The sequence below is a fragment of the Campylobacter sp. BCW_6461 genome (genome assembly GCF_001762735.1).
Taxonomy (GTDB): Bacteria; Campylobacterota; Campylobacteria; order Campylobacterales; family Campylobacteraceae; genus Campylobacter_D; species Campylobacter_D jejuni.
Map to the genome: position 1 here is coordinate 199425 of NZ_MJXJ01000023.1, position 23953 is coordinate 223377.

Sequence of the window (23953 nt, forward strand, 5' to 3'; positions counted from 1 at the left end):
ATCTTTTCCTTGTTAATTGCTATTATTATTTTCTTTGCTTGTTAATGGTTTTACCTGAGGTTCGTTAAAATTAATCATAGGAACAACCTGATTATTTTGCGGTGGATTTTGTAAAGCTTTTTTTCTCGGATCTAAAAATTCTACCATTAAGCGAGATTCCTTATCTTCTATATAAACCGTAAAAGTTGCCAAACCTTTATTATAACCACTAAATTCTAAAATAAGTCTTGCTCTATCAATATGTGGATTAGTATAATCAGGTATTAAAGTTTGAGTTACCCAATCTAAATTTCTTCTTAAACTCATCACAAATTGACGCGGATATTTGCGAAATTTCGAATGTACGATGATATTAGTATTATCAAACAAAGTCCAATAAAAATCAAAATTTTGCACCTTATCTTCATAGCCTATTTCTTTAATCTGCACACTAGCTCTCTCATCTTTTTTAAGTATAAATTTATAAGTATAATCAAAAGTTGGTTCAGATGCTAAAACATTACTAAAAATAAAAAAAATACAAATTAAACAAGGGCTTATTTTAAACAATTTTAGCCTTCGTGTCCTAAAATTTTTGCGCCCAATTCTATATAAATATCATTTTGCCTTTCTTCTATAAAATCACCATTTTCTAATATGAAATTTTTTACATCCATTTCTGTTAAACCTTGTTTTTCCAAAAGTTCCACCATGGCAATATGATCAGCAAAAAATTCCTCAAAAACTTTTTCTAAGGCTCCTAAATTTCCATTTTGTATAATTTCTATAAATTTTTCTTTTGGAGTTTTATTAAACATTTCATCAAAAAAATCCATTAATTTTCCTTGAAAATATAAGTTTTTGATTATAAAATTTTAATCGTTAAAAGTAGCTAAATTAAAATAATTAAAATTTAAATTTTATTTGCAATGTGTAAAATTTTAGAAGTTAAATTCCGCATGATGCGGAATTTATTATGAATATGGTTTTGCTTGAGTGGCGTATTTTACACCCAGATCAAAAGCTTTAGCATTTGCATCACGAGTTTTTGCAGGAACCATATGAAGCATAGTTTCTTTTAAAACATCTAAATCTATACATTTGCTCATATAAGCAGCAATTGCAAGTGCAACAACTGATTGAGTAGCCACATTTCCTACCTCATCTTTAGCTATGGTAATAATAGGGATTTCAAAAATTTGCCATTTTTTATAATCTTCACTTTCAGGATGTACTAAATTTGGCTCTACAACTATAATACCTCCTTCTTTTACACCCCCACGAAAACCTTTATAACCCTTATCTGCAGTCGAAAGCATAAAATCTACTTCCCCTTCTACAGCATAAGGAAATAAAATTTCTTTATCATCAATGATAATATCCACCTTAGTAGGACCGCCACGCACTTGTGAAGTATAAGTAGAAGCCTTAAAAGCTTGACGACCTTCTTTAATGGCTGCTTCTGCTAAAATTTCTCCTGCGGTGATAACACCTTGTCCGCCTTCACCGCCAAATCTTAATTGATATTTCATTTTAAAGCTCCTAAATCCACCATTCTTTTTTCTTTGGCTGCACGACGTACTTCTTCATAAGCGTGGCAGTATTCTGGCTGAGAATTATCTTCATGTAAAATTCCTGTTGGAAATTTATCTTTTCTTTCTTCAAAATCCATGCTTTCAAATTTAGCTTTATCCACAACACGATTTTTAATCCAATCAAGCATAGCTACAGCTTCGCCCATTTTGTTTTTTCTGCCTAGATTGATATGACAATTTGAAAAAACATCTACAAAACTATAACCCTTATGCGCTAAAGCCTTATAAATTAAATTTTCAAGCTTATTAGCTTCTATCACATTACCCCTTGCCACAAAAGAAGCTCCTGCAGCTTTAGTTAATTCACACGCATCAAAATTGGGATCAATATTTCCAAATTGAGCTGTTACTGTATAAAAACCTTTTGGAGTAGTTGGACTTGTTTGAGAATTTGTAAGTCCATAGATGAAATTATTGATTACAATATGTGTTAAATCAATATTTCTGCGACAACCATGTATGGTATGATTTCCACCAATTGCCAAAGTATCCCCATCTCCACTTACTACAATAACATGTTTACTAGGATTGGCTAGTTTAATGCCTGTTGCATAAGCTATTGCTCTACCATGAGTAGTATGAACTGTATTGCAATTTACATAAGAACTCATTCTGCCACTACAACCTATACCCGAAACAAGACAAACATCATCCATATTCCAACCAAGTTTTTCTATCGCGCGGATAATACATTTTAAAACAACACCATCGCCACATCCCCAACACCATTGAGTAGGCATTTTATCTACTCTTAGATATTCATCATAATTAAAAGCCATTTATATATTCTCCTTTACCTTAGCAATAATTTCACTTGGAGTGATAGGACGACCATTTGCACGGTGCAAACTAATAAAATCGCGACGCGAAGTTACTCTTTCAATCTCTTCAAGATATTGTCCCATATTAAGCTCGCTTACCATTACTTTTTTAAATTTGCTTACAACTTCAGCGATTTTTTTCTCAGCCACTGGATAAAGAGTAATCGGACGGAAAAGCCCCACTTTAATCCCTTGCTCTCTTAATCTTTGTATAGCTTCTTTTGCTGAACGACTCACGCTTCCATAAGCAATGATTAAAAACTCAGCATCATCAAGCATATACTCTTCATAAGTACAAATATCTTCTTGATTGTTTTTTATTTTACCTATGAGTCTTTCCATATTTTTTTTCACTATAACTCCATCTTCAGTTGGAAAACCTATATCTCCATGATGAAGTCCTGTAACATGATAACGATAACCTGTAAAGAAAGGATTTAAAGTTGCAGGCTCATTTTCTCCTGCTGCATAAGGTTTATAATCCTTTTTATCGCCTTCAAATTTTTTACGGTTATATACTTTAATATCTTTTAAATCAGGTAAAACCGCTTTACCATTCATGTGCCCTACAGTTTCATCCATAAGTAAAAATACCGGAGTCATATATTTTTCAGCTAAATTAAACGCTCTAATGGTTTCTGTATAAGCTTCTTCAAGACTTGCAGGAGCAATAGCAATACTTGCAAAATCCCCATGAGTTGGTGCTTTAGCTTGAAACAAATCTCCTTGTGCTACACGAGTTGGAAGACCTGTTGAAGGACCACCTCTCATAACATTTACAATCACAAGTGGAATTTCAGCAATAAATGCAAGTCCTATTTGCTCTGCTTTTAAAGAAATTCCAGGACCGCTACTTGCAGTCATGGATTTTACTCCACTCATTGCCGCACCAATAGCCACGCTAATACCTGAAATTTCATCTTCCATTTGTATAAAAGTTCCATCATTTGCAGGAAGCATATGGCTTAATTCATGAGCTATCTCACTACTAGGAGTAATAGGATAACCTCCAAAAAATTTACATCCACAATCAATCGCAGCTTTGGCGATTAAAACATTACCTGTTGCTATAACTTCTCTCATTATTTTTCCTATGCTAATTTTTTGTATTTGTTATTTTTTACGGCTACAGCTCTATCTTTAGCCTCAGCAGTAAGTTTGGCAAATTTAAATTCATCTCTTTTTGCCACCATAATAGCAAAATCAGGGCAATGTGTCTCACACTCGGTACAGCCTATACAGGATTCAGGGTGTACCACCTCTATCATTTGTCCTAAAACCGCATGCACATCATCGCGCATAGCTAAAACCCCAGCGGGGCAATAGCTAACACAAATATTGCATGCTTTACATCTATGCTCATCTACCCAAACAGGGGTATCTTTTGGAGCTGTCATACTCATGTTTTTTCCTTTATTAACCTAATATTTTTTGAATTTCTTCACCAATCAAAGCCGGAGAATCCACCACATGAATTCCATAGCTTTTTAAAGCTTCTTTTTTAGCTGCAGCGCTTTCATCAGCACTTCCTACTATGGCACCTGCATGCCCCATTCTTTTGCCTTTAGGAGCAGTTGCACCTGCAATGAATGCTACCACAGGTTTGCTAATATTTTCTTTAATAAATTTAGCCGCTTCCACTTCCAAACTACCACCAATTTCACCTATCATTACAATAGCTTTAGTTTCATCATCTTTTTGGAATTCACTTAAAAGTTCTTTATAAGCAAGACCTATGATAGGATCACCACCAATTCCTACTGCAGTAGAAATTCCATAACCACCTTGAACTACCTGATTAGCAGCTTCATAAGTTAAAGTTCCACTTTTTGAAATAAGCCCCACGCAACCTTTTTTAAAAATAAAACCTGGCATAATTCCTAACTTACATTCTTCAGAAGTGATAATACCTGGACAATTTGGTCCAATGATTTTCATACCCTTTTTATTAGCATATTGCTTAGCAAACATCATATCCTTTACAGGCGTATGCTCGGTGATTACAACTGCAAGCTTAATACCCGCATCAGCTGCTTCAATCACGCTATCACCCACAGCAAAAGCAGGGACAAAGATCAAGCTCACATCAGCCTTTGTTGCTTTAACCGCATCTGCAACGGTATCAAAAACTGGTTTACCTAAATGAGTTTGTCCGCCTTTATGAGGGGTGACACCTCCAACTATATTTGTACCATAAGCCATGCATTGCTCAGCGTGAAAAGTTGCTTCTTTACCTGTAAAACCTTGAACTATTACTTTTGTATTTTTATTAACCAATATACTCATTTTCCATCCTTATCCTACTAAACTTTTTACAAGCTCTGCACCGTTTTTAAGATTGGTTGCTGCTTTGATATTTTTAAGATTTGAATTATCTAAAATTGTCTTTGCTTCTGCTGCGTTAGTGCCATCAAGACGCACTACAATTGGAATATTTACCTCAACATTCTTAGTAGCTTCTAAAATTCCATTTGCTATCCTATCACAACGAACAATACCACCAAAGATATTGATAAATATAACTTTTACATTTTTATCTCTTAAAATAATTTCAAAAGCCTTTGCAACAGTTTCTGGAGAAGCTCCCCCACCTACATCTAAGAAATTTGCAGGTTTTGCACCACTATAATTAATAATATCCATAGTTGCCATTGCTAGACCCGCACCATTTACCATACAAGCTACATCTCCATCTAATTTCACATAGCTTAAGCCAAATTCAGCCGCTTCTCTTTCAGCAGGATTTTCTTCAGTAGTATCTCTAAGTTCAGCAATTTCAGGATGACGATAAAGCGCACTATCATCAAAACTGCATTTTGCATCAAGGGCATAAAAATCCCCTTCTGCAGTTTTAATTAAAGGATTAATTTCAAGCATATTCATATCTTTATCCATGTAAAGCTTATAAAGTTTAGCTATCATAGAAATGAGTTTTTTGCCTTCATCTTTATCAAGTCCCAAAACTCTCGCTACTTCAAGTCCATGAAACATTTTAAATCCAATTTGTGGATCAATACCTACTTTTGCAATTTTTTCAGGACTTTCTTTGGCTACTTTTTCTATATCCATCCCTCCTTCACTTGAAGCGATAATGGTAATTTGCTCTGCCATTCTATTAAACAAAATAGCCAAATAATACTCTTTTACTATATTAGCACCACTTTCTATATAAAGTTTTTGCACAAGTTTGCCTTCAGGTCCTGTTTGATGAGTTACTAAATTCATTCCTAAAATTTTACTTGCATAATCTTTTACCTCATCTAAATTCTTAGCGATTTTAACACCACCACCAAGACCACGGCCTCCTGCATGAATTTGAGCTTTAACTGCCCAAACACTACCGCCTAATTCTTTAGCATTAGCCACAGCTTCATCTACGCTAAATGCAACTTTTCCCTTTAAGGTAGGGATGCCATTGTCTACAAAAATTGCTTTTGCTTGATACTCATGTATGTTCATTTATTCTCCTTTATATTGATATTTGATTAAAGATTTTTCTAATTTGTCTTTTTCTTGCAAACTAAGATCCATTTTCATGATTTCAATCACACCTTCAAGTCCTAATCTTGCCATAACTCCCAAGGCTTTGTTTTGCACTCCAAATTCTCCATGTAAAATCACACTCATAGGTAAAAACTCGCCACTTCTTATAGACTCAAGCATTCTTATACAAGCACTAGCAGGGGCTAAATAAGCTGAAGTTTTAAGATGTTTGATTACTTTAGCTCCACCTGTTTTAACTTCATTTTCTAAATCCTCAAATTCTTCTTCATTTAAAAATTCGCTTATATTTTTATTTTTAACACTTGCGTAAGATTTTACCAAAACCATATCATCATTATGAAAACCAATAAGTCTTGTATCCACTCTTGACATTTTGACATTAAGTTTTTTGGCAAGTTCATACTTAAATCTTGCATTGTCTAAAACACCCGCCATGGCTATAATTTTCTTTGATGAAAAAATCCCGCTTTCATAAAGAGTATTAAGTAGAAAATCCACAGGATTAGTTAAAATAATAAAAAGCGGATCTTCTGTAAAATCTTTAATTTTTTTAGCACAATCAAGCATAATGCTTGTATTTAACTGAAGCAATTCTTCTCTACTTTGCCCATCTTTTCTAGCAAAACCTGCACTAAAAAGCACTATATCTGAATTTTTGGTATGAGTATAATCTTTAGTGCAAAGTAAATCTATATTTAAATTTAAAGCAGCTATGCTTTGAGTAAGCTCTAGTTCTTTTGCGTAAAGCAAATCCTCGTTAATATCTACTAAAACAATTTCATTTGCTATTTCTCTTAAAATCAAAGCATAAGCTACGCTTGAACCTACATTGCCAGCCCCTATAACAGTGATTTTCATCTTTGTCCTATTTTTTCTAAAATAGCGTTAAAAGTTGCACTTGGACGCATAATTTTATTTGCTTTTTCATCATCAAATTTATAATACCCACCCAAATCCACTTTCACACCTTGTGCATCGTTAAATTCGGCTCTGATTTTTTCTTCATTAGAAGAAAGCTCTAGGGCAATATCTTTAAAAAAGCTTTGAAGCTCCATATCACTTGCCTGTCTTGCTAAATGATTTGCAAAATACATTGCTAAATAAAAATGACTTGTTCTATTATCATCTTCTTTGACTTTTCTTGATGGAGCTTTATTATTTTCAAGCCATTCGCCTATAGCCTCATCAAGACATTCTGCTAAAACCTTAGCTTTATGATTGCCACACTTATTTGCATAAAATTCCAAACTTGCTTGCAAAGCCAAAAATTCACCCAAACTATCCCAACGCAGATGATTTTCTTCGACTAATTGTTCTACTTGTTTAGGTGCTGAACCCCCTGCTCCTGTTTCAAACATAGCTCCACCATTTAACATAGGCACAACAGAAAGCATTTTTGCACTTGTTCCAAGCTCTAAAATAGGAAAAAGATCGGTTAAATAATCCCTTAAAACATTACCCGTGATAGAAATAACATCTTTACCTTCTCGGATTAACTCTAAACTTCTTAAACAAGCTTCTTTTGGAGTTAAAATGGCTACATTTTTACCCTTTTCTTTTAAACGATTTTGTACCAAAGTTATCATGATTTTATTACTAGCTCTTTTGCTATCTAACCAAAAAATAGCTTCGGCTCCACTAAGTTCTGATCTTTCTATACCTAAATCAATCCAATTTAACACTGCATCAAATTTAGCCTGATTAGCTCTATAAATATCACCTTTTCTAACCTTATGTTCTAATAAAACTTTACCGTTAGAAACTATTTTAAAAGTTCCTTCTTCTTTAGCCACAAAGGTTTTATCGTGCGATCCATATTCTTGAGCTTTTTTAGCCATTAAACCTACATTAGATACACTGCCAAGTTTTGAAGGATTTAAAGTACCATTTTTATGCAAATCTTCAATAACTGCCTCATAAATAGTTGCGTAAGTTTGATCAGGAATTACAGCATTTGTGTCCTTTTCCTTACCTTCCTTATCCCACAATCTTGCGCCATTTTTAAGCATTGCAGGCATAGAAGCATCAACGATAACATCGCTTGGAACATGAAGATTTGTAATGCCTTTATCTGAATTTACCATAGAAATATCTGCAGATTTAGCTAAAATTTCATTGTATTTTTTTAAAATTTCATCTTTTTTGCTTGAATTTTCGATCTTACTTAAAAGCTCACTTAAACCATTATTTGGATTAATGCCTAATTTTTCAAATTCATCTTGAAATTCGATAAATAATTCTTTAAAAAATACTTTTACCGCATAACCAAAAAGTATAGGATCACTTACTTTCATCATTGTAGCTTTTAAATGCAAAGAAAAAAGCACATCATCATCTTTGCTTGCTTTAATTTCTTTTGCATAAAATTCCTGAAGTTTTTGCACATCCATAAAAGTAGCGTCTAAAATTTCATTTTTTTCAAGTTTTAAGCCCTCTTTTAAAATTTCTTTTTTACCATCAACGCTTGTAAATTCTATATTAGCCACACAATCTTGATCGATTAAAACCGCTTTTTCATTAGAGAAAAAATCCCCTTCTTTCATGTAAGAAACACGAGTTTTTGAGTTTGGATTAAACTCAACCACACGATAAGGATTGTTTTTTGCATAATCTTTTACCGCTTTTGTTGAACGACGATCTGAATTTCCTTGTCTTAATACAGGATTAACCGCTGAACCTAAAACTTTTTGATATTTTGTTTTAATTTGCAATTCTTCATCATTTTTTGGCTCATCTGGGTAATTTGGTAACATGTAACCCTTATCTTGCAATTCTTTAATCGCCGCCTTAAGCTGAGGAATAGAAGCTGAAATATTTGGGGTTTTAATAAGATTTGCATCCGATCTTTTGACAAGCTCACCTAAAAGTTCTAAAGCATCTTCACATCTTTGTTCCTCTTTTAAATACTCACTAAAAGTAGCTAAAATCCTTCCAGACAAAGAAATATCCGAGGTTTTTACTCCTATATGTGCCCTACTTAAAAAAGCTTTCACTATAGGCAAAAATGAATAAGTCGCAAGAGCTGGAGACTCATCTGTTAAGGTATAAGTAATTTGCATTTTTAGTCCTTTAAAATACTTATTTTTATTTTCATTTTTAAGTATATTACAAATAAAAAAAAATGCAAGAGTAAGTTTAAAGTTTGTTTTAGTTTTCAAACAAACTTTAAATATTTTTAATTAAGTAAATTAGCAGGAAGTTGTATGATATTTTTAATAAGATTAAAAGGGGTTTTTAGAGTATCTGTTAAAATTTCGGTATGAAATTTAGGGTCATCTATACTTCCATCTATTTTTAAGTTTGTGCTAATTTCTTGATTTTTACCTAAAATTACATAATTTAAAATTGGAACCTTGGATATAGCTTCTGAAGCTGATTTTAAAGTTTTAAGCTCTAAACTAAAATCCACTGTATTTAATCTTAAATTTGCTGATCCTAAACCATATATATCTACACTATCGCCATTTAAATTAATAGCTGAAACACTTAAAAGATCTTTTTTTCTATTAAAAATAATCTTTCCATCATGTAAGCTTAAACCTTTTTGATTAAAAGTTGGAGATTTAAACATCAATAAACTTGGTACAGTATCGATAAAGGAAATAAGCTGATTTATACCTCTTAAATCCTTCACATAAGTATTTTTAAAATCGATCTGTCCATCAAAATACTCCAATCCACTTCCTTTTATACTTAAGTTAAACACTCCATCTTGAACAGCTTGTTTTTGTAAAAACTCATTTAAATAATTATCATCAATATTGCTAACGTTTAAATTTAAATCATTAGAAGAATAATAAAGATCAAATTTTGCATTTCCTCTAGAACCTTTAAGATCTAAAGCATTGCCTTTTAAATCAGCTTCTACTCTATCAAAAGCCAAAGTTTTATTAGAATCTGCCAAAATTAAAGCTACATTTGCTCCACCAAAACTAATATTTTGGGTATTAGTAGCAATATCAAATGTTGAATTTGAAGAGTTGGAATGTTTTCTATAAATATAACTTAAATTTTTTAAATGAATTTCTTTATTATCAGAACTTATTTTAGCACTTGCTGTATCACTTTGAGTATGAATTTCCATAATGCCCTTATTTTTTACAATATCAAAGCTATCATTTTCATAAGGAGTTTGACCGTTGATAAGTAAATTATTTTTAAAATAAGCATCATTAACACTTGCATTAAAATCTTCAAAATTTAAAGTTTTATAATAAACATTTTTAGCATCGATAAACCCAAGCTTTTTAAGTAATGGAGAAAATGAAAATAAAATCTTAGGATTATTAAGATTAGCCTCAAGTCCATCTTTAAAATTTAAAATCAAATTCCACTGAGGAATGCTAATGTTAACATTTTGCGAATAATCTAATTTTACTTCTACATTTTGATTTTTTAAATCTAAAAGCTCTCCATTGTCAAAATAAAGCCTTGAAATCTGAGTATTGAAATTTCCTTGCTGTTTTTGTAAGTCAAATTTAGCATTAAAATCAGCTTCTAAAAAGCCATTTTTAACACTGGCATTTTCTATATTTAAATCATTTTGATTTAATTTTACAAATGCTTTTGTAATATTAAAATCAGCCAAAGAAATACTAGCATTCTCTAAAGCTAAAATACCACTATAAGAAATTTCACCCTTATCATGAAAATCAATTTTAAGCTCCAAATCACTTTTAATTTTTCCGCTTTTTTGATAAAAAGGTAGTGAAAAATGATAATCCTCTAAAGCTTTAGCAAGTTTTTCGTCAAATTTTAGATTATCAGACTTAATGCGCAAATAAATCCCAACTTTTTTTTCATCAAACAAATCATATAGATAAACCTTACTAGAACTTAAATCAGCACCATTATAGAAAGCTTTATTAAAGACAAAATCGAGCTTTTGTTTGTTTAAATTTAAATCGAGTTTTGGAATTTCAATAGCATTCATTTTATCATCCAAGCGAACTTTGACATTATTAACATAACCTGATGCACTAATATTGTCTAAATAATAATTATCTTTAGTAAAATCTATAAAGCCCTGCAAATAATCTAAATGATAAAATTCTCCCTTAGCCCTATATGCTACCCAAAGATTTAAACTCTGCGGAAGTTCTATTCTTTTATTAACTCTTTTAAAAATTTCCGTAATATTTCTAATGTTTAAATCTTCTATTTTATAAGCTAAATTTTTATCTTTGTAAGAGATGCTTGCGTTAAAGTCAAGCAATTCTCCACTTGCTCTACCTTGAAAATAATAAAACTCGCTCTTAGTATTGATGCTTAAATTTCCATCAATACTTAAATCATAATCTTTTAATAAAAGTTTTTTAATATCAGCTATAAGTTCTTTATTTTGACGCTGTAATGTTAATTTTAAAAACAATAAATCATTATCTATAAAAAATTCATTATCTTTAAATAAAATACGCACATGATTATCTTTTATATTTAAATTTTGTATATCAATCTCTTTAACAAAAGCATATAGATATTTTAAATTTTTTGTTATTTTTAAAATCTCTGTTGAAGCATTATCAGAAGAGTGGGTTTGTGATGAAATTTCGGAATTTTGAGTCTCATTTATAGTGATATTTTTTGCTCGTACAATTAATTTTTTATCTAATTTAATATATAATTGTTCCAATTTTAAAAAATCAAATTGGATACTAGAGATGACAATTCCATTTTTAAGCACTATAAACAAAGCTAATATAAGCACAACAAAAAATACAACAATATATAAAATTTTCTTTTTCATACGCAACTTCTTTTTGATATTTATTTTGGGGATTTTTTATTATCTAACTCAGCCTTTAAAAAGCAATTCTGTGGTATTTATTCCCCAAGGTTCAATTTCTCAAATTATAACATATTTAAAGCAAAATAAATATCAGATGAGTAATATTGATAAATATATTTTATTTTTTTTAGGACACCCTCAATCAGGCTGGATCAACATAGGTACAAAAGATTTAAATAGAGCTGAATTTCTACATAAACTCACTATTGCTAAAGCAGCACTTCAAACCATTACTCTTATCCCAGGAGAAACAAGCGTAATCTTTCTAGAACAAGCAGCCAAACAACTTGGACTTGATAAAGATATACTTTTAAAAGAATTTCAAGCTCAAGCTCCTTATGATGAAGGAGTTTTTTTACCAGAAACTTATAAAATCCCGAAAGGCATTACAGAAAATCTACTCATTCAAATGCTTTTAAACCATGCTGAAATTTCCAATAAAAAAACTTCTGAGAAAATTTTTGGTGATTATAATCCAAAAAAATGGCACCAATATATCATCATCGCTTCTGTAATACAAAAAGAAGCTGCTAATGACAATGAAATGCCTATAGTTGCAAGCGTAATTTACAATCGACTTAAAAAAGGTATGAAGCTTCAAATGGATGGAACTTTAAATTATGGAATTTACTCCCATGTAAAAGTTACCCCACAAAGAATAAGACAAGATAATAGCTTTTATAATACCTATAAATTTACAGGATTGCCTAAAGAAGCGGTTTGTAATGTTTCTTTAGCTGCTATTCGTGCAGCTATTTTTCCTTTAAAGACAGATTATTTATATTTTGTGCGTGATAAAAATACTGGAGTTCATATTTTTAGCACAAATATAGATGATCACAATAAAGCCATAAATTTACAAAAAGGAAAATAATTTTGATATTTTTATACAAAACAGTTAAATTGGAACAGTATTTGCTTGTTAATATTAAAAATTATAAAAAGGATAAAAAATGATTAACCCATTTAAATCAAAAGAACTAGTCACTGGTGCTTTAGCGGGTAGAAATCTAAGAAATCAACTCATCAATGCCAATCTTGCAAATGTTGATACTCCTTTTTATAAAGCAAGAGATATTGAATTTGAAACAGCTTTGGTAAATCGTGCAAATGAAATTTTCAAAAAAAATGACAAAAAAGAATTAGAATTGGCAGTAACCGAAGAAGGGCATCAAAAACCTTGGAAATTTCCTGATCCTAGTAAATCTACTATTTACTTAAGAGACGGTCATTTGGCAAGAAATGATGCAAATACTGTTGATCTAGATGTAGAAACTACAGAAATGAGTAAAAATACAGTTATGATAACAGCTCTTGATGGAGTTTTAAGAAGACAAAGCAATATCTTTAGTTCTATACTTGATGCAAGCTCTAAATTAAGTTAAAGGTAAATTATGGCATACTTAAGTGATTTTGATATTAGTGGTTATGGTTTAAGTGCTCAACGTTTTAGAATGAATGTTATTAGCTCTAATATAGCTAATGCAAACACTACAAGAACAGCTGAAGGTGGGCCTTATAGAAGACGCGAAGTGATCTTTAAAGCAACAGATTTTGATAAGCTTTTAAATGAGCGAATTAACAAAGATAATAATTTTTTAAAATATGAAAATCCTTTAAATGATCCAAGTTCGCCAGAAGAAGCTAAACCTGCTATTCAAAGTGTTGTAGTGGATAAAGTGGTCAGAGATGACAAAGATTTTCGTATGAAGTATGATCCAAGCCATCCTGATGCAAATGCTGAAGGTTATGTAGCGTATCCAAATGTAAACCCTGTTATTGAAATGGCAGATTTGATTGAAGCTACAAGAGCTTATCAAGCCAATGTAAGTGCTTTTACAAGTGCAAAAACTATAGCTCAAAGTGCGATTGATTTATTAAGAGGATAATAAAAAATGAACAATATTAATGATTTAAGATTAAATAATAATATTTCAAATACCAACAAAAGTCAAAATTCCACAGGAATTGGTGATGAATTTGCCAAGATGCTTAAAAATGAAATCGATGATTTAAATAAAGCACAAGAAAGTGGAGAAGCTGCAATGACAGACATTGCCACAGGACAAGTAAAAGATTTACATCAAGCAGCTATAGCTATCACTAAAGCTGAAAGCAGCATGAAATTTATGCTAGAAGTAAGAAATAAAGCGATCAGTGCTTATAAAGAAATCACAAGAACTCAAATTTAAACCCTAATGCAAGAATATAAAAAAAATAGGGTTTCAAAAGTTGCCTTTGCCTACTGCATGGCACTTTTGTTTATGATTATTTTTATCAGCTCTACTTTTTTTCTTACATCAAAACGTCATATACCTAACACTGAAAAAGATCAATACGCTCTTGCTCTAAGAGGATCGATTATAACCAAAGATAATTTTACTATCACAAGTTCTAAACAAATTTATCGTGCTGAAATTGATCTTAGAAGCATTAACAAAGATAAATTTGATCTATTTTTAAAGCTTTTTCAAATTTATAGTGGGATAAGTAACGATCAAGTAGCAGATATTAAAAAAAGAATGCAAAATCAAAAAAAACGCTCTTATAATTTTGTTCTTTTACAAAACTTAGACTCCAAGCAAGCAAGCTACCTTAAAGATCTTGCTAAAAAACTTTATATACAAGGTTTTTTCAAAGCTTTTACAAATAACTCAGGAAGAGTTGAAACAAGAGGATTAAATATCATCGAACATGAAGAAGATAGAATTTACATGTCAAAAGATTCTTTTACTCCTATTATCGGTTATACTAAAATGATATTAGATCCAGAAAGTGGAATTTTAAAAAATATAGGAGTTAAAGGTTTAGAAAAATACTACGATGCATGTCTAAGCCCTGTTCAAAATGAAAAAATTCAAGGACTTAAAGATATAGGTGGAAATATTATTTTAAATCTAAATTCACTACAACAAAAAAAGATCAATGGTTGTGATTTATATTTAAATCTTTCTTTAAAACTGCAAAAAAGTATAGAGAAAGCTATAGATCAAAGAAATGAGGATTTAAAAGCCAATGAAATCATCGTTGGGGTAATGGAAAGTAAAACAGGAAGAATTTTAGCTCTAGCAAGCTCAAGGCGTTATGACCCACAAAATCGCGGAAAGGATCTATCAGTTCTTAATGCAAGCGCTATAGAATACGGCTATGAAGCAGGTTCTGTTATCAAACCTTTTATCTTTACAACAGCCTTAAGACTTGGTAAAATAAAAATGGATGAAGTGATTAATACTTATGGCGGTTCTTACAAGCTAGGACGTTTCACCATCAAAGACGATCACAAAATGGACAAAATGACTATGGAGGAAGTTATAAGATATTCTTCAAATATAGGCATGATACAAATTGCTAAAAGACTTAACAATATAGAAATCGTATCAGGGCTTAAAATATTTAAATTTGGCGAAAAAAGTGGTATTGATCTACCCTATGAACAAAAAGGAGAAATTCCAAATCCTAAGCGCTTAAGAGATATAGAAAAATCTGTTTTAAGTTATGGTTATGGACTTAAAACAACCTTTATACAACTCCTTGCAGCTTATAATGTTTTCAACAATGATGGGTTTTATATCACACCACGTTTAGCTGAAAAATTCTATCAAAATGGACGCTTTACAAATCTTGATGATGATGTAAAAAAAGAAAAAATTCTTTCTAGCGAAGCCGCTAAAACGATGCAAAATGTTCTTATAAATGTTATAGAAAAAGGAACAGGAAAAAAGGCAATTACACAAGGTATTATTGCAGGAGGTAAAACAGGAACGGCAAGAATAGCCGAAAGACAAGGTTACACCTCAAATCGCTACAATGCATCCTTTTTTGGTTTTGCAAATGATTTAAATCACGCCTATACCATAGGAGTTCTCGTAAGACATCCTACTAAACCTTATAGTTATTATGCTGCACAAAGTGCTTTGCCTATGTTTAAAGATGTTGTTGATATTTTAATCAATGAAGAATTTCTAACGCCTATACAAGACAATAACTAAACTAGCACAAACAACTAGTTTGATATATCTTTAGAAAACATCACCTCAACAGCATCTATAAGTTCTTCAGCAATCTTAGCAGCAAAAGTTGTATCATTAAGTATTGAAATTCCTTCAGCTGTTGTGATTTTTCTTACTGAAATAAGATGTTCAACATTGCTCAAGGTTAAAGTATCGATTTCTTTTAAAATTTCTTTTCCTTTTTGAAGATTTTTAATAATCAAATAAAGCTTTTCACGATCTTCAACAACTCTAAGCTCTTCGATACTTCTTAAAAGCTCTCCTAAATTCGATCTAATTTTATTGTACTCTAAAGCCAAAAATTCATTAGAAGAACTAGAATATTTCTTAATATTTGCTTGGATAATTTTTAAATTTTTAGTTGTTTCGGCTAAATTTTTAGCTGCCATCTTAAAGGTAAAAATTTTATGATTCTTTGTTTCATCGTTAATATAAACTTGTGCTTTAGTTGAAAAATCGATAATAGCTTCAAAAAGAACCTTTATCCTAGTTTGATACAAATAGTCCAAATCCACATTTTTACTAAACCACTTTTTATTTTCTAAAATTTCTTTAAAACTTTTATCACTTTGTATATCTTTACGACTAAAACCTATAGCATGAGCAACAATTGCATAGGTATTGTTATAAAGATGCTCGCTTTCTTTCCTTAAAGCTTCGATGGCTGTGTCACTAAACTTAACCAAACTACTATCAAGATATAAAGGCTTGTCTTTATTCTTATCTTTAGGAGCTTTTACTATCTTATTTAAAAAAAGAACAATTTGAGGAGTAAAGAATGAAAAAAGCACAACACCAATTAAATTAAACAAAGTGTGAAATAATGCTACTTTCAAAGCTATATCTTCTATGTTTAATACAATGGATAAAAAATTAAGAAAATGTATAAAATAAGGAAAAATAAGCACTATTAAAAAAGCTATACCAAAATTAAAAATACAACTTGCAAACGCTAATTTCTTTCCTTCAATATTGGTACTTAAAGAAGCTAAAACAGCCGTTACAACTCCTCCAACACTAGTACCTAAAGTTGCTGCTAAGGAATTTTCCAAACTGATTTGTCCTGCAAGTAAAGCAGCGACAATAATAGCCATTGTAGCTGTGCTTGATTGTATAACTCCTGTAAGCAAAGCACCTAATCCTAAAAAAACAAAAACTCCTTTAAAACCAGCAAAATCAAAACGAGAAAGATCAATTATATGTTTAAAATTTTCAAAACCACTTTTAATATAATCCACACCCAAAAAGAAAAATCCTATACCAATAAAAATATTACCCAAACCTTTTAAAACACTATCTTTTTGAAAGAAAAATAATACTCCAATAATCAAAAGTGGGATAGCTAGCATTGAAATTTTAATATTTGTCAAACCAACAATCAGCCAAGAGCTTGCCGTATTTCCTAAATTTGCTCCAAAAATAATCCCTATGCCCGCACCCAAAGAAATAAGCCCTGCACTCAAAAAAGAAATCGTAATAATAGAAACTAAAGTTGAAGATTGCATAATTAAAGTACTTAAAGTACCAAAAAGTATACTTTTTATCTTTGTATCGGTTGACTTCGCTAAAATTTTTTCAAGCAAACCACCACTAAAAGCTTTAAAACCTATACCTGAATTAGTCATTCCAATAAGAAGTATTGCCACTCCTGCTAAAAGATTGGCAAGCTCGTCATAACGAATTAAAATAAAAATCAGAACTAAAGTAAAAATACTCCATGAAATAAATTTAAAATATTTTAAAGAATTTCTTTCCTCTTGCAATGCCTAACCTTTTAGTTTTTCAAATTCATTCATCAGAAATTCTCTTAAATTTTCGGCTTCTTCTTCGCCTTTTTCTAGATACTCAAGCAATAAATTTTCTAATTCCTTTAAAAAAGAAAAAAGTTCATTTTGCCAGATACTATCGTTTTTATTGCTTAAATTCATGGTTTGTATGAAAGTCAACTCTCTGCTTAAATCCCCAAGTTTTTCTAAAAATTCATCTTTTTGATCAGAATTTTTTAATGCTAAATTAGTATTTTGGACATTTTCTTTAAATTCTCTGATTTTTTCATCGATTAAATCGCAAAATTTCGGATAAATATCCATTTTAATAGGCTCTAAAAGGGTTTGCTCGTCTATATTTAAAGTAAGCTTTTTAACAGCAAAATAAAGAGCTAAAAAAGACAAAGCTGCTATGAGTAAATAAATTCCTAGCATTAATAACCCTTAAGGGCTAGCATTCCGCCATCTAAATTGATGCTTTCAAGTCCCAATTTTTCAGCTATAAATTCAGCTGCAACCATGCTTCTATGGCCACTACGACAAATAAAAGCAAGTTTTTTACTTTCATCTCTTTTGCTTTGAAATTCATCTAAAAATTTAGCATTTAAAAGCCCTTGATTATCATATAAAGCCACACATTGCGCATTAGGTAAAATACCTTCTTCCCATTCTAAAGGAGTGCGCACATCAAAAATTTGATATGCGTTTAAATCTTGCTTTGTCCAAAGACTTGCAGGGATATTTTCTATCATGAAAAAGCCTTATTGATAATTTTTGTAAGGCTTGCATTAAATTCAGCAGGATTATCCACTCCCATACCTTCGCTTAGTTTTGCCATATTTAAAACTAGGGTTGCTATATCCGCACTAAAGCTTTCGTTGTTTTTAAGACCTGTAAAAATAGCATGTTTTGGATTGATTTCTAAAATAGGTTTGAAATTTTGTTCTTGACCCATTTGTTTTAAGAGTTGTTGCATAGCAAAATCAGGTTTATTTTTATCATAAACTATACAACTTGGGCTATCTTTTAAACGACTGGTTAGTCTTACATCTTCAACTTGATCTTTTAGAAGTTCTTTAAATTTAGCTACAAGTGGAGCAAAAGTATTTTTTTCTTCATCGCTTAGTTCATTTTTATCTTCTACTTGATTAATAGCTATAAATTTCAAACCTTCAAATTCTAGCATAGGAGTTACCAAAGAATCAATCTCATCATCCATGAGTAAAACTTCTATATTTTTTTGTTTATACTCTTCAAGTAAAGGGGAGGTTCTTAATAAACTTTCATTATTTCCTGCTATATAAAAAATTTCCTTTTGTTCGCCTTGAAGGTCGTTTTTATACTCCTCTAAAGAGCGTAAATTTTCACCTTTAGTGCTTTTATAAAGCATGAGTTTTAAAAGACTATCTTTTTCTCCGCCAAAACCATAAAGTCCTTCTTTTAATACTTTACCAAAGGTTTTAAAGAAAGATAAGTATTTTTCTTTATCATTGTTTTTGAGTTTTTCAAGTTCACCTAAAATCTTTTTAACGCTAGCTTCTTTGACACCTTTTAAAATTTGATTTTCTTGTAAAATTTCACGACTTACATTAAGTGGTAAATCTTCTACATCGATAATCCCTCGCACAAAACGCAAATAAGTTGGTAAAAGTTCTTTATCATCATCGCTGATAAATACGCGTTTTACATAAAGTTTTAAGCCGCTTTGATAATCCACACGAAATAAATCAAAAGGTGCATTTTGTGGTATGAAAAATAAGGAATTGTATTCTAATTTTCCTTCGCTTTTAGTGTGAAGATAAAGTAAAGGTTTGTTTGAATCATGAAAATTTTGCTCATAAAATCTTTCATAATCTTCTGCTTTAAGGCTTGATTTTTGCATTCTCCATAAAGCATTGGCTTTATTGATTTGAGAAATTTTAAGTTCAGTTTTTCCTTCTTCTTCGCCCTCTTTAGCAGGAGTAAATTCTTCTTTTTCCATGAAAATTGGAAATTGAATATGATTAGAATATTTTTCTATAATGCTTTCGATTTTATAAGTATTAGCAAACTCATCATCTTTTAAATATAAAGTAATGCTTGTTCCTTGTTCTTCTTTGCTTGCGTCATTAATCTCATAACCATTTGCATCGGAACTCCAAAGATAAGCTTTATCATCTAAAGCTTTTTTACTTAAAACTTCGATTTTGCTAGCCACCATAAAAGCAGAATAAAAACCTACTCCAAATTGTCCTATGAGTTGAGAATCTTTTTTAGCATCACCGCTCAAATTTTCTAAAAAGCTTTTAGTGCCACTTTTTGCTATGGTTCCAAGGTTGTTGATAAGATCATCTTTATCCATACCTATACCATTATCACTAATACTTAAAGTTTTTTTATCTTTATCAATTTTGATTTCAATTTTAGGTTCAAATTTTAAGCTTTTATATTTATCATCACTTACGCTTAAAAAATTAAGCTTATCTAAAGCATCGCTTGCATTTGAAATAAGTTCTCTTAAAAAAATTTCTTTATTAGAATATAAAGAATGTATCATAAGCTGTAAAAGCTGATTGACTTCGGTTTGAAATTGCATTTTAACTTCCTTTGTAATTTTTTAAAGTGGTATTTTAGCAAAAAATACAAATTCTAAAGTAAATTTAAAGATTTATTTGAAAATTATAAAACCAAGCCATGCGGCAAATAAGCAAAGAAAGACATTTAAGATAATATTTAACGCAAAATGAAGATAATTTCCACTTTGCAAAAGAAGTAAATTTTGATAAGAAAAAGTAGAAAAAGTTGTAAAAGCTCCTAAAAAACCTGTACTTATAAAGCTTTTAAGTAAAGGAGATAAACCTTTATTTTGTGCATAAGAAAACAAAAGTCCTATGATAAAAGAACCCAAAACATTAACAAAAAGAGTTCCAAGGCTGATAGAATAAGGAAAAAATTTATTCACTAAATTAATAGAAAACATTCTTAAGATTGCTCCTATAAATCCCCCAAAACCAACAACTAAAAGGGTATTTAGCAAAGCTTAGCTCTTTCTTGATCGAGTAATTCTTGCATTTTTTTTCTAGTGTTTTCAAGCCATTTGTCATCATTTGTATCGACTAAATCCATACAAATGATTTTAAGCACTCCGCTGCTTGCACTAAAACTTTTTGTGTCTAAAATTTTTGCAGAATCCACAATTAAAATGGGTTGAACTTTAAGATTTAATTTTTCACTTAAAATTTTTGCTCCACTTTGAAATTTAAGCATTTTTTCATTTTTAGATCTAGTTCCTTCTGGAAAAATAGCCAAAACCCTATCTTCGCTAATTCTTTCTTTTGCTTCTTTTAAAACTCGTACCAAATCACGCGGATTTTTTCTATCTATACAAAGAAGTTTTGGTTTTTTCATAGCAACTTTGAAAATAGGAATTTCTCCTAATTCTTTTTTGGCAATCCAGCATAAATTTTTAGGATATAATTCTTCTAAAGCGATGATATCTAAAGCACTTTGATGATTCATTAAAATCATCTGAGCTTGCGGATTAAAAGTGCCAATAATTTCTTGTTTATAAGAGATAGTATATCTTTGAAATTTAGCCCAAATTTTGCGGATTTTCCAAAGTGTGTTTTGAGATTTTGTAAAGCAAAAACAAAAAATCACCAAAGCAACACTTAAAACAAAAAAAATCCAAAAATAAAGAGCTTTAATTTTTTTGTAAATCATCTTTATTAACCCAACCTATTTTTCCATCAGAAAACAATACTTTAATATAATTTTGTCTTTTGCCCAAAACTTCTACTTTTTCATCTGCATTTGCCGTATAAAAATAAGTTGAAGGCTCTGTAGGTAAAATTTTAGCCCTAGAACCAGCCTTGATAATTGCATTTTGAGTATTGGTATCTACAAGAAAACTAAGTGCAAAACAAACAACTGCCAAAGCCAGAATAATGTAATTTTTTCTCCATACAAATAAAGCTCCAAATAAAACCGCTAAAAACCATAAGGTATATTGTTTATAAATATTTAAGTCTTTATTTACAGGATTTAAATCACTCTGAGTGCTGATCTCATCGTCACTAATTTTTAGTTTTAAATTTATATTTTCAAGCTTTTTACTGTCCTTATTGAAATACGAAAATTCAAAATTTGTTTTACTTAATGGCAAAATAGCATAATAAAAAGCACTAGAAGCATTAAAATCCCCTTTTAAATTTTCAATACCTTGCTTTTGAATTCCTTCTATAAAAAAGCTTTTAAGATTTGTATTGGTTGCGTTTAGTTCTACCATCATAATGATATTAGCATCATCAAAATAACTCGCTTTAACTTTTTTAATTTCCAAAGAACTTGCCACAAGGTGTGAAAAATCTTTATTGGATAAAGTATTTTCAAATTTGATAGGATTAAGATTGATATCAGCCTCTTGAAAAGCTTCATTATTTCTAAGAAGTTTGATAGAAATTTTACTCAAACTAGCATTTGAATTTTTGGCTTCAAACCATAAAGTTGTTTTATATTCGTTATTGATAAATTCCCATTTTGCATCTGGATTTAAAAAAGATAAGTTAGTTTTTTCTACGCTTATGTTAAAATCAAATTTTGTATTTTCCGTAGTGCGAGCATAGATCGTAATAGGAAAAACTTCTCCAACATATACCCTACTTGGATATTCATTATTTGTAAGAACCAAACTCCCTTTAGCTACAAAAGGATCATCTACATTGCTTTCAAAGTCATTGTTTTCATCACTTGGCGGAATATTTTGATAAATTTTTTGTTCTTCTTGGGGTAATTTTTGTAATTCTTTTTGCATATTTTCATCTTGGCCGCTAAATACAGAAATTTCACCCCTGCCAAACAATACAACAACACTAAAAATTAAAGTTAATAAAATTTTCAAAATAAAAAGCCTTTAAGCATTTTCAAACCTATATCATTACCTAGGACTTTTTCACAAGCACGCTCAGGATGTGGCATGAGTCCAAAGATTTTTTTGTTTTCATCACAAATTCCTGCGATATCAAATACAGAACCATTTGGATTTGGCTCGTATTTTAAAGTAATAAGATCTTTATCTTGCAATTCTTTTAAAGTAGCCTCATCAGCGTAATAATTTCCCTCTCCATGGGCAATTGGTAAATTAATAATTTCATCTTTTTTGAAATTTTTCAAAAAGGCATTACCATTAGAAACTACTCTTAAATTTTGGTTTTTTGAGATAAAACTAAGATTGTTGTTATGCTTCATTGCACCTTTTAAAAGACCGCTTTCAAGTAAAATTTGAAAACCATTACAAATACCTAAGATATATCCTCCCTTTTTTGCATGATTAAAAACACCTTGCATAGCAGGAGCAAGTTTTGCAATAGCTGCACATCTTAGATAATCTCCATAAGAAAATCCGCCTGGCAAAACAACTAAATCTGCATCAAATTCTTTTTCTTCATGCCAAATAATCTGCGTTTTTACTCCAAGTTTTTCAAAGGCATAAGCTGTATCAAATTCACAATTTGTCCCTAGAAATCTAATAATAGCAACTTTCATTTTACTCTTTCTCAATTATAAGCTCATAATCTTCAATGACGCTATTTACCAACAACTCTTCACACATTTTTTTTACTTGTTCTTTGGCTAATTTTTCATCTTTCTCATCAAGAGAAATTTTGATTTGTTTTGCTATTTTTACTTCTTTAACACTATTAAAATTTAAAGAATGCAAAGCTTTTTCCACCGCTTTGCCTTGTGGATCTAAAACCCCATTTTTTAAAGAAATATTTACAATAACTTCCATATTTTTCCTTAATTTAATATTCTTTTTAAAACTTCTTCATAAGCCATTTTTACATTACCTAGATCTTGACGAAATCTATCTTTGTCTAATTTTTCATTACTAAATTTATCCCAAAATCTACAACTATCAGGGCTTATTTCATCGGCTAAAACAAGTTCATTATCTTTAGTTAAACCCAGTTCGATTTTAAAGTCAATCAGCCTTAAATTTTTATTGTCAAAAAATGGAGTTAAAATAGAGTTAATCTTTCTAGCCATATTTTTAATTTCACTAATTTGAGCTTCATTTTGCACTAAATTTAAAATCAAACAATGCTCATCATTGATAAAAGGATCGCCTAAGGCATCATCTTTAAGACAAAATTCCACCAAAGCAAAAGGTAGCACAGTGCCATCTTTAATGCCCAGTCTTTTTGTAAGAGAACCTGTTGCAACATTGCGTACTATAACTTCAATAGGAACAATTTTACATTTTTTAACCACTTGTTCTGTATCGCTTATAGTTTCTACCAAATGGGTTTTAATCCCATTTTTTTCGAGCAAATGAAAAATTTCAGTACTGATTCTACAGTTTAATGCACCTTTTCCACTTTCATTGCCTCTTTTTTCTGCATTAAAAGCGGTTAAATCATCTTTAAACTCACTAATTAGTAAATTTTCATCATCAGTTTTGAAAAGTTTTTTACCTTTTCCTTCGTAGAGCATTTCTTTTTTTGTCATT

General features: G+C 30.6%; 25 protein-coding genes and 1 pseudogene. 5 read left to right on the plus strand and 21 right to left on the minus strand.

Annotated features, from left to right (window positions below):
• Window positions 1-12: 12 nt before the first annotated feature.
• From AJ882_RS06070 to AJ882_RS06120, 11 genes are all read right to left on the minus strand, one after another.
• The gene (locus AJ882_RS06070) at window positions 13-549 is read right to left on the minus strand and encodes a hypothetical protein (RefSeq protein ID WP_002858491.1); all 537 of its coding nucleotides are present in this window, start codon (window positions 547-549) and stop codon (window positions 13-15) included.
• Between the two features lie 2 nt (window positions 550-551).
• Window positions 552-815: a DUF2018 family protein gene (locus AJ882_RS06075; RefSeq protein WP_002854834.1), complete on the minus strand. Its 264-nt coding sequence runs from the start codon at window positions 813-815 to the stop codon at window positions 552-554.
• A gap of 138 nt (window positions 816-953) precedes the next feature.
• Window positions 954-1511, minus strand: a complete 558-nt coding sequence (locus tag AJ882_RS06080; protein WP_002812564.1) for a 2-oxoacid:acceptor oxidoreductase family protein — start codon at window positions 1509-1511, stop codon at window positions 954-956.
• Window positions 1508-2353 carry a 2-oxoglutarate ferredoxin oxidoreductase subunit beta gene (locus tag AJ882_RS06085; RefSeq protein WP_002854895.1) on the minus strand — a complete coding sequence of 282 codons (846 nt, stop codon included), beginning with the start codon at window positions 2351-2353 and terminating at the stop codon, window positions 1508-1510. The genes AJ882_RS06080 and AJ882_RS06085 overlap by 4 nt, the downstream gene beginning before the upstream one ends.
• Window positions 2354-3478 (minus strand): 2-oxoglutarate synthase subunit alpha, encoded by a 1125-nt coding sequence (locus tag AJ882_RS06090; RefSeq protein ID WP_002858560.1) that lies wholly within the window; start codon window positions 3476-3478, stop codon window positions 2354-2356. It lies immediately after the preceding gene.
• A gap of 8 nt (window positions 3479-3486) precedes the next feature.
• Window positions 3487-3798: a 4Fe-4S binding protein gene (locus AJ882_RS06095; protein WP_002854819.1), complete on the minus strand. Its 312-nt coding sequence runs from the start codon at window positions 3796-3798 to the stop codon at window positions 3487-3489.
• 13 nt (window positions 3799-3811) lie between these two features.
• Entirely contained in the window at window positions 3812-4681 is an 870-nt protein-coding gene (gene sucD / locus AJ882_RS06100) for a succinate--CoA ligase subunit alpha (protein WP_002855278.1), read from the minus strand.
• 9 nt (window positions 4682-4690) lie between these two features.
• Window positions 4691-5854, minus strand: coding sequence for an ADP-forming succinate--CoA ligase subunit beta (gene sucC, locus AJ882_RS06105; protein WP_002858590.1), 1164 nt, complete (start codon window positions 5852-5854; stop codon window positions 4691-4693).
• Window positions 5855-6757: a malate dehydrogenase gene (locus AJ882_RS06110; protein ID WP_002858544.1), complete on the minus strand. Its 903-nt coding sequence runs from the start codon at window positions 6755-6757 to the stop codon at window positions 5855-5857.
• Complete coding sequence (locus tag AJ882_RS06115) at window positions 6754-8958, minus strand: NADP-dependent isocitrate dehydrogenase (RefSeq protein ID WP_002867678.1); 2205 nt, start codon at window positions 8956-8958, stop codon at window positions 6754-6756. The genes AJ882_RS06110 and AJ882_RS06115 overlap by 4 nt, the downstream gene beginning before the upstream one ends.
• Window positions 8959-9074: 116 nt before the next feature.
• Window positions 9075-11645: a DUF3971 domain-containing protein gene (locus AJ882_RS06120; RefSeq protein WP_014517196.1), complete on the minus strand. Its 2571-nt coding sequence runs from the start codon at window positions 11643-11645 to the stop codon at window positions 9075-9077.
• On the opposite strand from AJ882_RS06120, the gene mltG reads away from it, so the two are divergent.
• The 5 genes from mltG to AJ882_RS06145 all read left to right on the plus strand — a co-directional run bounded on the left by mltG (window position 11560) and on the right by AJ882_RS06145 (window position 15676).
• On the plus strand, window positions 11560-12561 hold the full coding sequence (gene mltG, locus AJ882_RS06125; protein ID WP_002859925.1) for an endolytic transglycosylase MltG: 1002 nt from the start codon (window positions 11560-11562) through the stop codon (window positions 12559-12561). The two genes, AJ882_RS06120 and mltG, sit on opposite strands and share 86 nt — an antisense overlap.
• 79 nt (window positions 12562-12640) lie before the next feature.
• Complete coding sequence (flgB, locus tag AJ882_RS06130; protein ID WP_002859066.1) at window positions 12641-13072, plus strand: flagellar basal body rod protein FlgB; 432 nt, start codon at window positions 12641-12643, stop codon at window positions 13070-13072.
• 9 nt (window positions 13073-13081) lie between these two features.
• Window positions 13082-13576, plus strand: coding sequence for a flagellar basal body rod protein FlgC (flgC, locus tag AJ882_RS06135; RefSeq protein ID WP_002867675.1), 495 nt, complete (start codon window positions 13082-13084; stop codon window positions 13574-13576).
• Window positions 13577-13582: 6 nt separating this feature from the next.
• Complete coding sequence (gene fliE / locus AJ882_RS06140) at window positions 13583-13879, plus strand: flagellar hook-basal body complex protein FliE (RefSeq protein ID WP_002856884.1); 297 nt, start codon at window positions 13583-13585, stop codon at window positions 13877-13879.
• Between the two features lie 6 nt (window positions 13880-13885).
• On the plus strand, window positions 13886-15676 hold the full coding sequence (locus AJ882_RS06145; protein ID WP_002867674.1) for a peptidoglycan D,D-transpeptidase FtsI family protein: 1791 nt from the start codon (window positions 13886-13888) through the stop codon (window positions 15674-15676).
• Between the two features lie 14 nt (window positions 15677-15690).
• On the opposite strand, the gene AJ882_RS06150 is transcribed toward AJ882_RS06145, so the two are convergent.
• The 10 genes and pseudogenes from AJ882_RS06150 to purC form a co-directional block, all read right to left on the minus strand.
• Window positions 15691-17460: a Na/Pi cotransporter family protein gene (locus AJ882_RS06150; protein WP_014517195.1), complete on the minus strand. Its 1770-nt coding sequence runs from the start codon at window positions 17458-17460 to the stop codon at window positions 15691-15693.
• A gap of 3 nt (window positions 17461-17463) precedes the next feature.
• Entirely contained in the window at window positions 17464-17898 is a 435-nt protein-coding gene (locus AJ882_RS06155; protein ID WP_002859922.1) for a hypothetical protein, read from the minus strand.
• Window positions 17898-18215, minus strand: a complete 318-nt coding sequence (locus AJ882_RS06160; RefSeq protein WP_002870957.1) for a rhodanese-like domain-containing protein — start codon at window positions 18213-18215, stop codon at window positions 17898-17900. Before AJ882_RS06160 ends, AJ882_RS06155 begins: the two co-directional genes overlap by 1 nt.
• Window positions 18212-20038, minus strand: coding sequence for a molecular chaperone HtpG (gene htpG / locus AJ882_RS06165; protein WP_011049730.1), 1827 nt, complete (start codon window positions 20036-20038; stop codon window positions 18212-18214). Before htpG ends, AJ882_RS06160 begins: the two co-directional genes overlap by 4 nt.
• Before the next feature lie 72 nt (window positions 20039-20110).
• Window positions 20111-20479 (minus strand): fluoride efflux transporter CrcB, encoded by a 369-nt coding sequence (crcB, locus tag AJ882_RS06170; protein ID WP_002859058.1) that lies wholly within the window; start codon window positions 20477-20479, stop codon window positions 20111-20113.
• The gene (locus AJ882_RS06175; RefSeq protein WP_002867672.1) at window positions 20473-21165 is read right to left on the minus strand and encodes a lysophospholipid acyltransferase family protein; all 693 of its coding nucleotides are present in this window, start codon (window positions 21163-21165) and stop codon (window positions 20473-20475) included. Before AJ882_RS06175 ends, crcB begins: the two co-directional genes overlap by 7 nt.
• A complete protein-coding gene (locus tag AJ882_RS06180; protein ID WP_002887697.1) occupies window positions 21146-22342 on the minus strand; it encodes an SH3 domain-containing protein in 1197 nt (398 codons plus the stop codon). Before AJ882_RS06180 ends, AJ882_RS06175 begins: the two co-directional genes overlap by 20 nt.
• Window positions 22314-22986, minus strand: a pseudogene (purQ, locus tag AJ882_RS06185) (phosphoribosylformylglycinamidine synthase I). The gene AJ882_RS06180 and the pseudogene purQ overlap by 29 nt, the downstream one beginning before the upstream one ends.
• A 1-nt stretch (window position 22987) precedes the next feature.
• The gene (gene purS / locus AJ882_RS06190; RefSeq protein ID WP_002858611.1) at window positions 22988-23233 is read right to left on the minus strand and encodes a phosphoribosylformylglycinamidine synthase subunit PurS; all 246 of its coding nucleotides are present in this window, start codon (window positions 23231-23233) and stop codon (window positions 22988-22990) included.
• A gap of 8 nt (window positions 23234-23241) precedes the next feature.
• The gene (gene purC, locus AJ882_RS06195) at window positions 23242-23952 is read right to left on the minus strand and encodes a phosphoribosylaminoimidazolesuccinocarboxamide synthase (RefSeq protein WP_002867669.1); all 711 of its coding nucleotides are present in this window, start codon (window positions 23950-23952) and stop codon (window positions 23242-23244) included.
• Window position 23953: the final 1 nt, after the last annotated feature.

What these genes read in the sequence shown, in the direction of transcription:
- AJ882_RS06075 (WP_002854834.1), bottom strand. Translation starts at nt 815, where the DNA reads ATGGATTTTTTTGATGAAATGTTTAATAAAACTCCAAAAGAAAAATTT.
- AJ882_RS06080 (WP_002812564.1), bottom strand. Translation starts at nt 1,511, where the DNA reads ATGAAATATCAATTAAGATTTGGCGGTGAAGGCGGACAAGGTGTTATC.
- AJ882_RS06085 (WP_002854895.1), bottom strand. Translation starts at nt 2,353, where the DNA reads ATGGCTTTTAATTATGATGAATATCTAAGAGTAGATAAAATGCCTACT.
- AJ882_RS06090 (WP_002858560.1), bottom strand. Translation starts at nt 3,478, where the DNA reads ATGAGAGAAGTTATAGCAACAGGTAATGTTTTAATCGCCAAAGCTGCG.
- AJ882_RS06095 (WP_002854819.1), bottom strand. Translation starts at nt 3,798, where the DNA reads ATGAGTATGACAGCTCCAAAAGATACCCCTGTTTGGGTAGATGAGCAT.
- sucD (WP_002855278.1), bottom strand. Translation starts at nt 4,681, where the DNA reads ATGAGTATATTGGTTAATAAAAATACAAAAGTAATAGTTCAAGGTTTT.
- sucC (WP_002858590.1), bottom strand. Translation starts at nt 5,854, where the DNA reads ATGAACATACATGAGTATCAAGCAAAAGCAATTTTTGTAGACAATGGC.
- AJ882_RS06110 (WP_002858544.1), bottom strand. Translation starts at nt 6,757, where the DNA reads ATGAAAATCACTGTTATAGGGGCTGGCAATGTAGGTTCAAGCGTAGCT.
- AJ882_RS06115 (WP_002867678.1), bottom strand. Translation starts at nt 8,958, where the DNA reads ATGCAAATTACTTATACCTTAACAGATGAGTCTCCAGCTCTTGCGACT.
- mltG (WP_002859925.1), top strand. Translation starts at nt 11,560, where the DNA reads ATGACAATTCCATTTTTAAGCACTATAAACAAAGCTAATATAAGCACA.
- AJ882_RS06120 (WP_014517196.1), bottom strand. Translation starts at nt 11,645, where the DNA reads ATGAAAAAGAAAATTTTATATATTGTTGTATTTTTTGTTGTGCTTATA.
- flgB (WP_002859066.1), top strand. Translation starts at nt 12,641, where the DNA reads ATGATTAACCCATTTAAATCAAAAGAACTAGTCACTGGTGCTTTAGCG.
- flgC (WP_002867675.1), top strand. Translation starts at nt 13,082, where the DNA reads ATGGCATACTTAAGTGATTTTGATATTAGTGGTTATGGTTTAAGTGCT.
- fliE (WP_002856884.1), top strand. Translation starts at nt 13,583, where the DNA reads ATGAACAATATTAATGATTTAAGATTAAATAATAATATTTCAAATACC.
- AJ882_RS06145 (WP_002867674.1), top strand. Translation starts at nt 13,886, where the DNA reads ATGCAAGAATATAAAAAAAATAGGGTTTCAAAAGTTGCCTTTGCCTAC.
- AJ882_RS06155 (WP_002859922.1), bottom strand. Translation starts at nt 17,898, where the DNA reads ATGCTAGGAATTTATTTACTCATAGCAGCTTTGTCTTTTTTAGCTCTT.
- AJ882_RS06160 (WP_002870957.1), bottom strand. Translation starts at nt 18,215, where the DNA reads ATGATAGAAAATATCCCTGCAAGTCTTTGGACAAAGCAAGATTTAAAC.
- htpG (WP_011049730.1), bottom strand. Translation starts at nt 20,038, where the DNA reads ATGCAATTTCAAACCGAAGTCAATCAGCTTTTACAGCTTATGATACAT.
- AJ882_RS06175 (WP_002867672.1), bottom strand. Translation starts at nt 21,165, where the DNA reads ATGATTTACAAAAAAATTAAAGCTCTTTATTTTTGGATTTTTTTTGTT.
- purS (WP_002858611.1), bottom strand. Translation starts at nt 23,233, where the DNA reads ATGGAAGTTATTGTAAATATTTCTTTAAAAAATGGGGTTTTAGATCCA.
- purC (WP_002867669.1), bottom strand. Translation starts at nt 23,952, where the DNA reads ATGACAAAAAAAGAAATGCTCTACGAAGGAAAAGGTAAAAAACTTTTC.